The organism is Microbacterium sp. AR7-10 (assembly GCF_001878835.1).
GTDB classification, from domain to species: domain Bacteria; phylum Actinomycetota; class Actinomycetes; order Actinomycetales; family Microbacteriaceae; genus Microbacterium; species Microbacterium commune.
The window spans coordinates 1-13731 of sequence record NZ_MJIR01000113.1 but is presented as its reverse complement, the minus strand read 5'-3'; the positions used below and the strand labels follow the sequence as shown (position 1 = coordinate 13731).

The 13731-nt window shown below is 69.3% G+C and carries 18 protein-coding genes and 1 pseudogene; 7 read left to right on the top strand and 12 right to left on the bottom strand.

Translation table 11 applies throughout. The features are described from left to right. Nucleotides 1–109: 109 nt before the first annotated feature. From BFN01_RS14470 to BFN01_RS14445, 6 genes are all read right to left on the bottom strand, one after another. Nucleotides 110–409 (bottom strand): Dabb family protein, encoded by a 300-nt coding sequence (locus BFN01_RS14470; protein ID WP_071645025.1) that lies wholly within the window; start codon nucleotides 407–409, stop codon nucleotides 110–112. Continuing rightward, entirely contained in the window at nucleotides 406–669 is a 264-nt protein-coding gene (locus BFN01_RS14465; protein WP_071645024.1) for a glutaredoxin family protein, read from the bottom strand. Before BFN01_RS14465 ends, BFN01_RS14470 begins: the two co-directional genes overlap by 4 nt. After that, the gene (locus BFN01_RS14460; protein ID WP_071645023.1) at nucleotides 666–959 is read right to left on the bottom strand and encodes a rhodanese-like domain-containing protein; all 294 of its coding nucleotides are present in this window, start codon (nucleotides 957–959) and stop codon (nucleotides 666–668) included. The genes BFN01_RS14465 and BFN01_RS14460 overlap by 4 nt, the downstream gene beginning before the upstream one ends. An 81-nt stretch (nucleotides 960–1040) precedes the next feature. Further along, nucleotides 1041–1139, bottom strand: a complete 99-nt coding sequence (locus BFN01_RS14455; RefSeq protein ID WP_003792170.1) for a 30S ribosomal protein bS22 — start codon at nucleotides 1137–1139, stop codon at nucleotides 1041–1043. 114 nt (nucleotides 1140–1253) lie between these two features. After that, nucleotides 1254–1445 carry a helix-turn-helix domain-containing protein gene (locus BFN01_RS14450; protein ID WP_071645022.1) on the bottom strand — a complete coding sequence of 64 codons (192 nt, stop codon included), beginning with the start codon at nucleotides 1443–1445 and terminating at the stop codon, nucleotides 1254–1256. Nucleotides 1446–1527: 82 nt separating this feature from the next. After that, nucleotides 1528–1944 (bottom strand): helix-turn-helix transcriptional regulator, encoded by a 417-nt coding sequence (locus BFN01_RS14445; RefSeq protein ID WP_071645044.1) that lies wholly within the window; start codon nucleotides 1942–1944, stop codon nucleotides 1528–1530. Nucleotides 1945–2020: 76 nt separating this feature from the next. Here BFN01_RS14445 and BFN01_RS14440 point away from each other — a divergent pair, with 76 nt between their 5' ends. Both BFN01_RS14440 and BFN01_RS14435 read left to right on the top strand, forming a co-directional pair. Further along, complete coding sequence (locus tag BFN01_RS14440) at nucleotides 2021–3451, top strand: TrkH family potassium uptake protein (RefSeq protein ID WP_071645021.1); 1431 nt, start codon at nucleotides 2021–2023, stop codon at nucleotides 3449–3451. Nucleotide 3452: 1 nt separating this feature from the next. Then, nucleotides 3453–4115, top strand: a complete 663-nt coding sequence (locus BFN01_RS14435; protein ID WP_371261045.1) for a TrkA family potassium uptake protein — start codon at nucleotides 3453–3455, stop codon at nucleotides 4113–4115. A 53-nt stretch (nucleotides 4116–4168) separates the two neighbouring features. Here BFN01_RS14435 and proC read toward each other — a convergent pair whose 3' ends face one another. Continuing rightward, entirely contained in the window at nucleotides 4169–5008 is an 840-nt protein-coding gene (gene proC, locus BFN01_RS14430) for a pyrroline-5-carboxylate reductase (RefSeq protein ID WP_071645019.1), read from the bottom strand. Nucleotides 5009–5087: 79 nt separating this feature from the next. Between proC and BFN01_RS14425 the strand changes: the two genes are divergently transcribed. The 4 genes from BFN01_RS14425 to upp all read left to right on the top strand — a co-directional run bounded on the left by BFN01_RS14425 (nucleotide 5088) and on the right by upp (nucleotide 7502). Then, complete coding sequence (locus tag BFN01_RS14425; protein ID WP_071645018.1) at nucleotides 5088–6059, top strand: cation diffusion facilitator family transporter; 972 nt, start codon at nucleotides 5088–5090, stop codon at nucleotides 6057–6059. Between the two features lie 100 nt (nucleotides 6060–6159). After that, on the top strand, nucleotides 6160–6615 hold the full coding sequence (gene tadA, locus BFN01_RS14420; RefSeq protein ID WP_071645017.1) for a tRNA adenosine(34) deaminase TadA: 456 nt from the start codon (nucleotides 6160–6162) through the stop codon (nucleotides 6613–6615). Between the two features lie 95 nt (nucleotides 6616–6710). Then, nucleotides 6711–6860, top strand: coding sequence for a hypothetical protein (locus tag BFN01_RS15600; RefSeq protein WP_177243889.1), 150 nt, complete (start codon nucleotides 6711–6713; stop codon nucleotides 6858–6860). A gap of 9 nt (nucleotides 6861–6869) precedes the next feature. Continuing rightward, nucleotides 6870–7502, top strand: coding sequence for a uracil phosphoribosyltransferase (gene upp / locus BFN01_RS14415; RefSeq protein ID WP_071645016.1), 633 nt, complete (start codon nucleotides 6870–6872; stop codon nucleotides 7500–7502). A 104-nt stretch (nucleotides 7503–7606) separates the two neighbouring features. On the opposite strand, the gene BFN01_RS14410 is transcribed toward upp, so the two are convergent. The 4 genes and pseudogenes from BFN01_RS14410 to nadE form a co-directional block, all read right to left on the bottom strand. Continuing rightward, nucleotides 7607–7753: a hypothetical protein gene (locus BFN01_RS14410; RefSeq protein WP_256221174.1), complete on the bottom strand. Its 147-nt coding sequence runs from the start codon at nucleotides 7751–7753 to the stop codon at nucleotides 7607–7609. 106 nt (nucleotides 7754–7859) lie between these two features. Further along, a pseudogene (locus BFN01_RS15965) lies at nucleotides 7860–8855 on the bottom strand (DEAD/DEAH box helicase); the annotation flags it as partial. Nucleotides 8856–8857: 2 nt separating this feature from the next. Further along, a partial coding sequence (locus BFN01_RS14405) for a TM0106 family RecB-like putative nuclease (protein ID WP_256221173.1) occupies nucleotides 8858–11380 on the bottom strand: 2523 nt, incomplete at its 3' end. A gap of 78 nt (nucleotides 11381–11458) precedes the next feature. Next, nucleotides 11459–12277, bottom strand: coding sequence for an ammonia-dependent NAD(+) synthetase (gene nadE, locus BFN01_RS14400; RefSeq protein WP_071645015.1), 819 nt, complete (start codon nucleotides 12275–12277; stop codon nucleotides 11459–11461). Between the two features lie 49 nt (nucleotides 12278–12326). Between nadE and BFN01_RS14395 the strand changes: the two genes are divergently transcribed. Next, complete coding sequence (locus BFN01_RS14395) at nucleotides 12327–12884, top strand: nucleoside phosphorylase (RefSeq protein WP_071645014.1); 558 nt, start codon at nucleotides 12327–12329, stop codon at nucleotides 12882–12884. Here BFN01_RS14395 and BFN01_RS14390 read toward each other — a convergent pair. Continuing rightward, the coding region (locus BFN01_RS14390; protein ID WP_305728274.1) for an SbcC/MukB-like Walker B domain-containing protein at nucleotides 12885–13731 on the bottom strand (847 nt) is incomplete at its 5' end.

The following is a 13731-nucleotide window of genomic DNA, read 5'->3' as shown; positions in this document are numbered from 1 at the left end:
GGGGGCTTGCGCCCGCGGGCGGGGTGAACTCATCTTGTCACGCGGGTCGGAACATCGTGGCAGCCCGGGGCCGTGATGCCATCACATTTGCGTTGCAAGGCAGGACGGATCAGATCTCGAAGTCGACGGCGACCCGGGATGCGACGACCGATTTGATGTACGCGCCGGCCTCCTTGTGCGCCGGGTGCACCTGGTACGCCTCGAGCGCGTCGAGCGAATCCACATCGGCGACCAGCGTGACATCCCAGTTGACGTCGGGGTGAGCGATGTTGGCGCCGGCCGACACCGCGCGCAGCTCGGGCACGACGCCCATCAGCGCGTTCAGACGACGAGCGACCTCGGCGGCCTGCTCGGCGCGCACGGCGGCATCCTCCGCGGCCAGCTTCCAGCTGACGACATGACGGATCACTTCATGGCCTCCTCGAGTGCCTGACGGAGCCGATCCGGCGAGACGCGCCAGTGCGTGTGCAGCTCGCCGTCGATCAGCAGGACGGGGATCTTCTCCCACCACCGCTCGTAGAGCGCGGGGTCGTCCGCGATGGACTTCTCGACGATCTCGAGACGCTCAGCCGCGGCATCCGGCATCTCGGCGACGACGGCGTCGACCACCTCGCTCGCGACCTCGCACAGGTGGCAGTCGGGCTTGCCGATGATCGTGAGGGTGGTCACTGCGCGACCGGACGACCCTGCGCCACCCAGGCGGCGGTGCCGCCCTCGACGTTGGTCGCGTCGTGTCCGCGCTCGGTCAGCGCCTCGACCACGCGAGCCGAGCGGCCGCCCAGCTCGCAGATCACATCGAACGCCTCGCCGGGCAGCTCGTCCAGGCGCCCGCCCAGCTCCGACATCGGCAGGTTGAGTGCGCCGGGCACGTGCCCGGCCTCGAACTCATGGCGCTCGCGCACATCGATCAGGGGCACGCCCTCTCGCTGAGCGAGCTGGTCGACGGTGATCGTCTTCACGGTTCTCCTTCTGTCGCCGCAGACACGAAGCGCCCCTTCGACAGGCTCAGGAGCCATGAGGGGCGCTCGGTGTCGTGCCGCTTACTTCTTGTTGCGGCGCTGGTGGCGAGTCTTGCGAAGCAGCTTGCGGTGCTTCTTCTTCGCCATGCGCTTGCGGCGCTTCTTGATGACTGAACCCACGGAAACCTCACTAAGTCAGGGGTTGGATGCCATGGAAACGGCACCCGGGTACGGGCACGGAAAAAATGCCTCGGACGATTCTATCAAATGCTCGCACGCCGCCCGAATCGGCGGTCAGCCGACATCGGCGTTCGGGGTGCGCAGGGCGTCGGCGACCGCCGACTCGGGAACGCGGTAGCTGCGCCCGAAGCGGATCGCCGGCAGCTCACCCGCGTGCACGAGGCGATACACGGTCATCTTGGACACGCGCATGATCTCGGCGACCTCGGCCACCGTCAGGAATCGAACATCGTGAACGTCGGGCATCCCCAGCACCCCTTTCTGCTGAAGCACAGCATATGGGGTTGCTGCGACGGCTGTAAACACGTGAGACGGATGTGACTGGCAGCTACGTGCCGAGCTTGCGCAGCGCCGACGTGACGACGTGCTTCGCCGAGGCGGCGGCGCGGCCGACGACCTCGGCCGCGTGGGCCGTCGCGGCCGGCAGCGGGGCGAACGGGATGTCGATCATCGGGGCCTGATCGCCGTACGCGTCGATCAGGAACGGCACGAGCCAGTCGTCGACTTCTTCGAGCGGACCCACGGAGAGGCTGTAGAAGCGGCGCTGGCCTTCTTCCCGCACGGTCACGAGGTTCGCCTCGCGCAGCACCTTGAGGTGCTTCGACACGGTCGGCTGGCTGATGCCCAGCTGACTGACGATCTGCGTCACGCTGGTGCCGCCGTCGCCCTCGGCCGACTCGCTCAGCAGCAGCCGAAGGATGTCTCGCCTCGTGCCGTCCGCGATCACGTCGAAGATGTCGGTCATCCCCTCAGGGTAGTAGGCGCCGCACGGGAGTACCATGACGGAGGCTCGGCGAACGACGTCGGCGGAGAGGGGAGCGATGTCGGGCATCGCGTCGGCATCGTCCCCGCAGGAGACACTGCGCGGTTTCGGCAGACGGGTCAGGCACCTGGTGACCTCGTCGCCCTCGCGCTTCGCGATCATCATCTTCGCCTCGCTCATCCTGCTGTTCACCGGTCTTCTGTCGCTGCCCCTCTCCTCGGCGGAGGGCACCGTCACGCCGCTGAGCGACGCGCTGTTCACCGCGATGTCGACGATCTGCGTCACGGGGCTCTCGACGGTCGACATGGCCAGCCACTGGTCGCCGTTCGGCAACGTGCTGCTGTTCATCGGCGTGAACATCGGCGGCATGGGCGTGCTGACCCTCGCGTCGGTGATGGGCATGGTCATCTCGAAGCGCCTCGGGCTGCGCGCCAAGCTGCTCGCGGCCGGAGACACCAACCCGATGCGCGCGCACGGCGGTCCGGTGAACGAGAGCCAGACCGTGCGGCTCGGCGAGGTCGGCCAGCTGCTCACCACGGTCGCACTGTCGACGCTGGTGATCGAGCTCAGCGTCGCGCTGATGCTGTACCCCGCGCTGGTGTGGGCGGGCATCGACCCGTTCGCCGCCCTGTGGGAGGCGCCGTACTACGCCGCAATGTCGTTCACCAACACGGGGTTCACCCCCAACGCCGGCGGCGTGACCGTGTTCGCCGACGACTACCTCGTGCTGACCATCCTGATGATCAGCATGTTCCTGGGCAGCATCGGGTTCCCGGTGATCTACACCCTCGCCAAGCACGTGTGGCACGTGAAGCGCTGGTCGCTGCACTCGAAGCTCACCCTCATCACCACCGGGCTGCTCTTCGTGCTGGGCGCCGCGGTCTTCCTGCTTCTCGAGTTCGACAACCCGGCCACGTTCGGATCCATGGACGCCGGCGAGACGACCATGAACGCGTTCTTCCTGTCGGCGATGACACGCTCGGGCGGGTTCAACGTCATCGAGATGTCCGATCTGAACGGGTCGTCGATGCTCGTCGCGTGCATGCTCATGTTCGTCGGCGGCGGCTCGGCATCCACCGCCGGTGGCATCAAGGTGACCACGCTCGCCGTTCTCGCCATCGCGGTGTGGTCCGAGGCGAAGGGACGCCAGTCGGTCGAGGTGTACGGCCGACGCATCCCGTCGGACGTGCAGCGCGTCGCCCTGTCGGTCGTCGCCTGGGGCGCGACCGTCGTCGCCCTCTCGACGGTGATCATCGCCCAGCTCACCAAGGCAGACGTCATCGACGTGCTCTTCGACGTCATCTCCGCGTTCGGCACCGTCGGCCTCAGCTCGGGCCTGACCGCCGAGCTCCCGGATTCCGCGAGCTACGTTCTCGCCGCGACGATCTTCATGGGGCGCGTTGGTACAGTGACACTCGCCGCGGCGGTCGCCGCGACCTCCCGATCGCAGCTCTATTCGCTGCCCGTCGAAAGGCCGATCGTTGGTTGAGATGGTGCGGGGCGACGCCCCGGTGCTCGTGATCGGACTCGGCCGCTTCGGCGCCGCCTGCGCCGGGGAGCTCGACCGGCTCGACCGCGAGGTGCTCGCGATCGACGGCGATCTCGGTCTCGTGCAGAAGTGGTCGGAGCGGGTCACCCACACCGTGCAGGCGGATGCTCGCAACATCGACGCCCTGCGGCAGATCGGCGCGCAGGACTTCCAGGTCGCGGTCGTCGCCGTCGGGTCGCTCATCGAGGCGTCCGTGCTGATCACGGCGAACCTCGTCGACCTGAAGGTGCCGCAGATCTGGGCGAAGGCGGTCTCGCAGTCGCACGGCAAGATCCTCGCGCGCGTCGGCGCGAACCACGTCATCTACCCCGAGCGCGAGGCCGGCGAGCGCGTCGCGCACCTGGTCAGCGGGCGGATGCTCGACTTCATCCGCTTCGATGACGACTTCGTGCTCGCGAAGATGTACCCGCCGAAGTTCATCCGCGGGGTGCGACTGAACGAGTCGGGCGTGCGCTCCAAGTACAACGTGACCGTCGTGGGTGTGAAGAGCCCCGGCAAGCCGTTCCGCTACGCCGAGGCGAACACGGTGGTCACCAACCACGACCTCATCATCGTCTCGGGCACCAACGTCGACATCGAGCGCTTCGCCGGCCTCGACCGGTAGCCGCACGCCTACGCCGGGTGAGTCCCGGCCCGACCGCAGAGCGTCACCAGGCCTCAGGCGCCGGCGGCCAGCTCCTTCGCGCGCGCGAGCGCGGCGGCCGTCGCCTCTGCGAAGACGTCGTCGAGCCGGGCATCCTGCAGCACGGCCACCGCCCGCTCGGTGGTGCCCTTCGGGCTGGTGACCCGACGGCGCAGCTCGGCGGGGTCTTCGCCGGACGCCGCGAGCAGGGCCGCGGCGCCGATGAACGTCTGCTCGGACATGAGGCGGGCATCGGCATCCGAGAACCCCATCCCACGCGCCGCGTTCGTGAGCTTCTCGATCAGCAGGAACACGTAGGCGGGGCCGGATCCCGAGACGGTCGACAGCGCGTCGATCTGCGACTCGGGCACCTCGATCACCGCGCCGACCTTATCGAACAGCGCGCGCACGAGCGCCATGTCGTCGTCGGTCGCCGCGGGGCCGCCGGCGATGCCGGTCACGGCTCGGCCGACCGTCGCGGGGGTGTTGGGCATCGAGCGCACCGTGTGCACCTTCTCGCCGAGCACCTCGGTGAAGGTCGCGAGAGTGACGCCGGCGGCGAGGCTCACCACGATCGCGTCGTCGCGCAGCGCCGGCGCGATCTCGCGCAGCAGGTCGGGCACCATGGCCGGCTTGACGCCCACGAGGATGATGCGCGCAGCGGCGACCGCCTCGGTGTTGCCGGCGGGGTTCTCGTCGAGCGCGATGCTGGTCACCCCGGCGAGGGATGCCAGGGCATCCGCCTTCTCTCGCGTGCGGTTGGTCGCGACGATCCCCCCGTCGACTGGGGCGCCGGACGCGACGACGCCCTGCAGGATCGCACCTCCCATCGAACCTGCTCCGAGGAAGGCGAGTGCGGGGAGGGAATCGGCCATGCCGCCCATCCTACGAGCGCATCCGGCGAGGCGCCGAGCCACCCGTGAGACGCGGGCGTCGCCGTCGTAGACTCGGGCCATGAGCGCATCCGGCGGCACCAAGGCGATCATCGCGGCTTTCCTTGCGAACCTGGGCATCGCCCTCGCGAAGTTCCTCGCGTGGGCGCTGTCCGGGTCGGCGTCGATGCTCGCCGAGGCGATCCACTCGGTGGCCGACTCGGGCAACCAGCTGCTCCTCATGCTCGGCAACCGCAGGGCCGCCCAGGAGGCGGACCGCTCGCACCCGTTCGGGTACGGCCGCGAACGGTACGTGTCGGCCTTCGTCGTGTCGATCATCCTGTTCTCGCTCGGTGGCCTGTTCGCGGTGTACGAGGGCGTGAACAAGATCGTCGACCCGCACGAGATCGACCAGACGTGGTGGTGGCTGCCGCTGGCGGTGCTGCTGGTCGCGATCGTGCTCGAGTCGATGTCGCTCCGCACCGCCGTGCGCGAGAGCAACGCCGTGCGCGAGCCCGGCCAGTCGTGGGTCTCGTTCATCCGCCGGTCGAAAGCTCCCGAGCTGCCCGTGGTGCTGCTCGAGGACACCGGTGCGCTCGTCGGCCTGACCTTCGCCCTGTTCGGGGTGGGCCTCACGCTGATCACCGGCGACCCGCTGTTCGATGCGCTGGGCACGCTGATGATCGGTCTGCTGCTGATCGCGATCGCGATCGTCCTGGCGATCGAGACGAAGAGCCTGCTCATCGGCGAGGGCGCGAGCCGCGCGGATCACGACCGCATCGTCGACGCCATCGTCGGTGGTCCCGACGTCGAGAAGCTGATCCACATCAAGACCCTCTACCTCGGTCCCGACGAGCTGATGGTCGCGGCGAAGATCGCCCTCACGTCCGACAAGACGGTGCGCGAGGCGGCCGCCGACATCGACGAGATCGAGAGCCGGATCCGGGATGCCGTTCCCGCCGCCCGCGTGATCTACCTCGAGCCCGACGTGTACCGGCCGGCGCTCGATCCCGAGCCCTCGACCGACGCGTTCGTCTTCCCGTCGTCGGACTGATCCTGTCGGCCGCTTCGGCCAGTCGGCCCATATGGCCGCCTCACCCCGCTCGATGCGACCAGATGGGACCTGCCGACGCCCGGAGGCTAGGCTCGCATCCATGACCGCCGCGGACCTCGATGCGATGCGTCGTGCCCTCGTGCTCGCCGCCGAGGCGGGTGCAGCCGGCGACGTGCCGGTGGGGGCAGTGGTACTGGATGCCCGCGGCGCCGTCATCGGCGAAGGGCGCAACCTCCGCCAGCAGACGCACGATCCGACCGCACACGCCGAGATCATCGCGCTGCGCGCTGCCGCCGAGAAGCACGGCGTGTGGAACCTCGAGCAGCACACCCTCGTGGTGACCCTCGAGCCGTGCATCATGTGTGCGGGCGCGATCCTGCAGGCCCGCATCGGCCGCGTCGTGTTCGGCGCCTGGGACGACAAGGCGGGCGCGGCGGGTTCGATGTACGACGTGCTGCGCGACCGGCGCCTGCCCTATCGCGCTGAGGTCGTCGGGGGCATCCGGGCCGACGAGGCGACGGCGCAGCTGCGGGCGTTCTTCGAGACACGGCGCTGAGCGGCACCCGCCGCATCCATCCGCCGCCCGGCGGAGCCGGGAATCTCCCCCGTGAGAGGGATGATGAACCGCCCGCGCGCCCGTAGCGTGAAGACATGGACAACAGCCCCGCACTCGTGATCATGCTGATGACGCTTCCGGCTCTGATCGGATCGGTGGTCGTGGCGGCGAACGCCAAGCGCATCAACGCCGCCGAGAAGAAGCGCCGCGCCGCCCGTGCTGGTGCGCATACGGTCGGCAAGTAATCTGTACCCATGCGCGTTCATGTGGCCGATCACCCGCTCATCACTCACAAGCTCACCGTGCTGCGGGATGAGAGGACCTCATCTCCGGTCTTCCGTCAGCTGACCGAGGAGCTGGTGACGCTGCTCGCCTACGAGGCGACGCGTGACGTCAAGGTCGAACCGATCGAGGTGAAGACCCCGGTCACGACGACGACGGGGGTGAAGATCGCCGAGCCGCGCCCGATCGTGGTGCCGATCCTGCGCGCGGGTCTCGGGATGCTCGAGGGCCTGGTCAAGCTGATCCCCACCGCCGAGGTCGGGTTCCTCGGCATGGTGCGCGACGAGGAGACCTTCGAGCCGACGACCTACGCCGAGCGACTGCCCGACGACCTCAGCGACCGGCAGTGCTTCGCCATCGATCCGATGCTCGCCACCGGCGGCTCGCTGGCCGCGGCGATCCAGTTCCTCTTCGATCGCGGTGCGAAGAACGTCACCGCGATCTGCCTGCTCGGCACCCCCGAGGGTGTCGCGGCGATCGAGAAGATGGTCGGCGACGCCGATGTGACCCTCGTGCTGGGCGCGCTGGACGAGCGCCTGAATGAGAAGGGCTACATCGTGCCCGGGCTCGGCGACGCCGGCGACCGCCTCTACGGCACGGTCTGACACGTGTCGGCGGTCACCGCGCCGGTCGACGCCACTGAGAGACCACATCCCGCATCCGAAACCGGTCGGGTGCGGGTTTCCCACGCGAGAAGTGGCTTCTCGCCTCAGACGGTGAGCACGTAGCCGCGTTCATCACCGAAGTGCTGGAATCCCGCACGGGCGAGGATCGGCGCGGAGGTGGCGATGCGACCCTTGACGAGCGCGGTCGTCGCGCCGAACTCCGCGCCGAGCCGCAGCCGTTCGGCCAGCACCGCTCGGTAGGCCCCTCTCCCCCGCGACTCGGAGAGGGTGGCAGCGCCCCAGAGGCGAACGAAGAGGCACGAAGGATGTCGGCGACAGCGTGCACGGCGTCGCCCATCACTCGCGGTCGGCGCCGACGAGATGCGCGAAGGCGCTCAAGCGCGCGACGCCCTCAGCAGTCCAGGGCAGGTCGTCGAGCAGCGCAGGCGAGTGCACCAGGTAGGCGACGCTCTTCGCCCGGGAGATGGCGACGTTGAGTCGATTCTGCAGCAGCAGGAACTCCGGCCCGCGCGGTGCGTCCCGCCCGCTGGACGCGGCGAGCGACGTGACCGACACGACCGCCTCCTTCCCCTGGAAGTTGTCGACGGTGCCGACGGCGACATCGCCGTATCCCGCCGCAGACAGCTCGTCGTGGACGAGCTGCTTCTGCGCGTTGTACGGAGCGACGACGATGATGTCGCGCTGCTCGAGCGGGCGTGGCGGGTCGTCGCGCATGCCGTCGACGTAGGTGCGGCCGATGAGACCGTGCACGATGCGCACCACCTCGGCGGCCTCCTCGGCCGATTGGGTGGAGTTGCCGCGATGGCGTATCGGCACGACGTGCAGGCCCGGCTCGACACCCTCGACGATGCGCCGCTCCGCTCCTGCAGCCGAGGCCAGCCGCCCCGCGTAGGACAGCTGCGAGACGGGCGCGGCGACGGCGGGATGCATGCGCCACGACTCGGCGAGGAAGTAGCCGTACCGCGGATCGATGACCGACGAGCCGTCCATCACCCAGCTGAGTGCCGACGTGTTCACCGGCTCGGGATGCGTGCCCTGACTGACCTGCGGCAGCTGCTGCGGGTCGCCGAGCAGCAGCAGCTGCTTCGCTCCCGCCGCGACCGCGATGGTGGAGGCGAGCGAGAACTGCCCGGCCTCGTCGATCACCAGCAGGTCCAGGCCGTTACGCTCGACGCGCCGGGTGTTGCTGAAGTCCCACGCCGTTCCACCGACGACAGCCCCGTGGTGGGCGTGCTCGGCGAGGAAGGCGGCCATGCCGTCTTTGCGGATGACGGTGAAGGCGGGCTCGGCGGCATCCGGATCCTTCGGGGCCTTCGCCACCTGCGCCGCCGGNNGCCGGCGGCCACGACGCGTTCGAGCAGATTCTCGACGATGGCGTGCGATTGCGCGACGACCCCGATGCGGTATCCGTGCTCGCGCACCAGCCGAGCGATCACGTGCGAGCCGGTGTAGGTCTTCCCGGTGCCGGGAGGGCCCTGCACCGCGAGATAGCTGTCGTCGAGGTCGAGCACGCTGCGGATGATCGCGTCGATGACGTCGCCGCTGCTCTCGACCGACGCAAGAGGGGATCCGGAGGTCGTGCGCGGCGGAATGCGACGCAGGATGTCGGTGGCGGCGTCGCTCGGGAAGTCCGGCGCCGCGTGATGCAGCGATGCCGCCCACTGCTCGATGGCGCCCTGCTGGGAGAGGACGTTCGGCGGCGCCGCCGGCGCGAGGGCGACGGGCAGCTCATCCCACACCTGGCCCTGCACGGTGCGCTCGCGCACCACGTAGCCGTCGTCGAGCACCTCGACGATCTCGACCTCGTGCGGCACGTGGATGACGCGCGAGGGCGCGGGCACGTCGAAGGGCGTGGGCACTGCGTAGAGCGCGAACGGGCGTCCGCCGACGTTCAGCGTGCTGCCCGGGGCGACCTCGCCGCGCAGGCGCACGAGCCTGGTCTGAGCTCGGCGACCCTCGTCGACAGCCCAGTCGCTGTCGACGCCACTGGAGCCCTCGTCGACGCGCAGCACGTCGCGGGTCGACTCCCAGATCGACACCGGCTCGCGCAGGCGCTGGAAGTGCCCCTGCCAGAAGCTCTTCGCCTCCCTCGGGTGGTAGTCGATCGCCGCGGCCGCGACCCGGTACGATGCCGCGGCCGACTCGTCATCCGCGCGGGTCGCCTCGGCCTGCAGCGCGAGTGACAGCGGTGAGGGCTCGTAGGCCCGGGTCTCGGGGTCGTCCGGCGGAGCGGGCACCACTCCGGCCTCTCTCGCGAGCGAGATCAGCCAGTCGCGCAGTCGCCTGGTCGACACGCAGTCGTAGCGGTTGTAGTCGGCGAGGTCATCGAGGATGGCCTGCGCCTCGGCATCCCGACCGGATGCCCGCAGCTCGCGCGCCTGCACGTATCGGACGATCGAGTCGTCGCCCTTCTGCACGTCGCTCGTGCGCACCTCGTCGCCCATGTAGAGCGGCTCGAGTCTCTTGATCGAGTACGAGCGCGATCCGATGCGCACCGAGCGCAGCACGATCGGGTACAGGTCGACGAAGACGCCCTCACGCAGCAGCCGGACGACGTCAGCCTCTCCCGCCCCGTGCCGCGCCGCCATCGCGGCCAGATGCGATGTCTCGTACGGCGCGTAGTGATAGATGTGCATGTCGGGGTGCGTCTGCCGGCGCAGCTTCACGAACTCGAGGAAGTCGAGCAGCGCGGTCTTCTCGTCGGCGAAGGTGTGCGCCCACAGCGCCGAGTACTGCTCGGCGTTGTCTGTCCACCCGAACAGGTAGTCGATGCCCCATCGCGGGCTGTCACCGGGTGCGACGGCTTCGGTGTAGAGCGGGTCTCCCTCGAAGTCGAAGAACAGATCGCCGCGGCTGGGGCGGGGCATCATGCCGATGGCGTTCGCCGAGACGAGCTCGAAGGGCGGAGGAGCACCGGTCTCGGCCGGCGCCCCTGCCTGCAGCCGGGCCTGCGCGCGCAGCGCGCTGAAGGTGTCGGCGTTCATCCCGTCGGGCACGTCTGCGGCGTCGGCGAGATCGTCGATCGAGTGGATGCCCGCCGCGCGCAGCTTCTGCCGCTGCACGGGCCGCATGCGGGCGACCATCAGCAGGTCGCGGTGCGCCGCCACCTGCTCATCGCATGTCGCGCAGCGCCCGCACGCGGTGACCTGCAGGTCGCCGCGGTCGTCGCCCCAGGCCAGTGGCGCGCCCGCGGCACCGTCGGCGAGCCGGCGATCGGCGATCAGACTGCGCAGGCGAGCGCGGCGCACGTGGAACAGCGGAAGCAGATCGTCGACGCGGTGCGTGCTCGTCGTGCCGTCGCCGAGGATCAGGTCGACCTCGTCGGATCGAGGGATGCCGAGCCGATCGAGCTGATCGACATAGGCCCCGAGCTGCATCAGAGCGGTCGCGCGCGCCGTGCGGGCGAGCTTCGAGTCCTGCACACGCCAGCGCCCGGCGCTCTCCCCGGGAAGCGGCTCGTCGCGAGCGATGAAGTCGGCGAATCCGACGAACTCCGGGGTCGAGAACGCGGCCTGGAAGACCAATGACGCACCGGAGCGCAGGGCGCGCACGGTGGCGTCGACCGTGGCGGCCAGCTCGCCGGCATCCGCCGACGACACCTTCGGCAGCACCACCACGCCGGGACCGCCGTCGACGGACTCCCCCAGCTCGCCGATGTACCTCGCGAGGACCTTCTCCTCATGGCGGTCGCCGAGACGGGCTGCGCGTTCGAGCGTGGCGTCCTCGGGCTCTTCCACCGCGGGAACGCGACCGAGCTTCGCGTCGAGAGCCCGTGACCAGGCGAACTCGCACTCCGCCGCCAGCTTCAGGTCGCTGGCACTCCAGACGACCCGGTTCTCCGCTGCGATGACCCGCACGATGCCCCTCTCCCTTGCCTGCCTTCGACACTATCCGCAGGCTCGGACATCACCCGGCGCGGGTGTTCAGGGCGGTCCTCAGCGCCACCATCCGTCGGCGGGAGCGACGGGAAGATGCCGCTTGTGCCGGGATGCCCGGTACTTCTGCTCGATGATCCCGGCCGCGGCCGGGTCGATCTGCCTGCCCTCGAGGTAGTCGTCGATCTGCTCATAGGTGAGCCCCAGTTCGTCCTCGTCCGCGCGACCGGGCATGCCGTCGAGCAGGTCGGCGGTGGGCACCTTCATGTAAAGGTGCTCGGGGGCGCCGAGCTGTTTCAGCATCGCGCGTCCCTGACGCTTGTTGAGCCCGGCGAGCGGGACGAGGTCTGCGGCCCCGTCGCCGAACTTCGTGTAGAAGCCGGTCACCGCCTCGGCGGCATGATCGGTGCCGATCACGAGCAATCCGTCGTGGCCGCCGAGTGCGTACTGCACCACCATCCGCAGCCGTGCCTTGATGTTGCCGCGGTTGAAGTCGGAGATGCTCTCGCCGAGGCCCTCCTCGAGGTCGCGTTCGAGCCCGTCGACGCCGTTCTGGATGTTGACCGTCACCGAGCGATCGGCTGCGATGAAGTCGATCGCGGATTCCGCGTCGGCGGCATCCGCCTGCACGCGGAACGGCAGACGCACCGCGAGGAACGTCGCCTCACCCCCGTCGGCTCGCACACGCTCCACGGCGAGCTGGGCGAGGCGGCCGGCGAGGGTGGAGTCCTGCCCGCCCGAGATGCCGAGCACGAAGCCCTTCGCGCCCGTGGCGCGCAGGTAGTCGACGAGGAATCCGATCCTCTTCTCGTTCTCTCCCGCGGGGTCGATCTCGGGCTTCACGCCCAGGTCTTCGATGATCTGCTGCTGCACGGTCATGGCGCCTCCTTCGTCGGTACCAGTCTCCCCCAGCTGAGAGGATGGGGACGTGAGACTTCTCGTCGCCGCCCTGGCATCCGAACTGCAGGCCTTCCCCGCTGAGCTTCCCGGCTTCGACCGCCTGGTCACCGGCCCGGGGAAGCTGATGGCCGCGTACGGCCTGACCCGCGCGCTCGACGCGACGCGCTACGACGAGATCGTCGTGGTCGGCACCGCCGGCGCGGTGGACGACTCCGTCGAGTCGGGGATCTACGACGTGAGCGCGGCGATCCAGCACGATGTGCAGGACCTCGACGGCGTGATCGGTCAGCACGTGTCACTGCCCTCGCGCGTCGAGACGGGTCGGGATGGCGTGACCATCGCCACGGGTGACATCTTCGTCGACGATGCCGATGCGGTCGCGAGAATCCGCGGGCTCGGCGGCGTGCTGGTCGACATGGAGACGTTCTCGTTCATCTGGGTGGCGCAGAAGTTCGACGTGCCGATCCGGGTGATGCGCATCGTGTCGGATCGTGCGCAGGACGGCGCGACCCAGGTGTGGGACGACGTCGTCGCGGCGTGCAGCGCGCAGCTCTGGGAGCACATGCGCCGCGAGTACTCGCTCTGATCAGACCGCGCGCCGCGGTGCGTCGATGACGCTGTGCCCGTCAGGAACGGTGCGGACGCGCAGCTGAGCGGGGATCTGCTCCTGCATCGCTTCGACGTGGCTGATCACCCCGACCGTGCGTCCGCCCTGACGCAGCTCGTCGAGGGTGCGCATCGCCGTCTCGAGCGTGTCGGCGTCGAGTGAGCCGAACCCCTCGTCGATGAAGAGCGTGTCGAGCCGGATGCCCCCGGCACGGGCCGTGACCACCTCGGCCAGTCCCAGCGCGAGCGCGAGCGACGACAGGAACGTCTCGCCGCCGGAGAGCGACTTGGCGGGTCTGGTCTGCCCGGTGAACGCGTCGAAGACGACGATCCCGAGGCCGGATGCTGCGCCGCGTGCGGCCAGCGCGTCGGAGTGGCGCAGCTGATAGCGACCGTCGGACATGTCGTGCAGTCGGAGGTTCGCGGCGGACACGATCTCTTCGAGTTCGGCGGCGAGCACGAAGGTCTCGAGGTTCATCTTGTGCGTGTTGCCCGAACGGCCGGCGAGAGCGTCGGCGAGCCCGCGGAGCACCTCGAACTCGGCTGCCTGCTCGGCCGACGCCGCATGGGCGTGCGCCGCGGAGTCGACGGTCGCGGAGAGGCTCTTCTGCACGCTGCGCGCGCGGCTGTCGGCGTCGACCGCACCCTGCCAGGCATCGCGAGCCTGCTGCGCCCGCTGCTCGGCGGGGGCGAGGTCGATCGGCTCTTCGGGGAGCATGCGCATCTCGAGGTCGAGCAGCAGCGCGCGCTCTTTCTTCACGTCGACCGCATAGGCGGTGATGCGCTCATCGAGAGCCGACAGCTCGGTCGCGCTGATCATCGCGTGC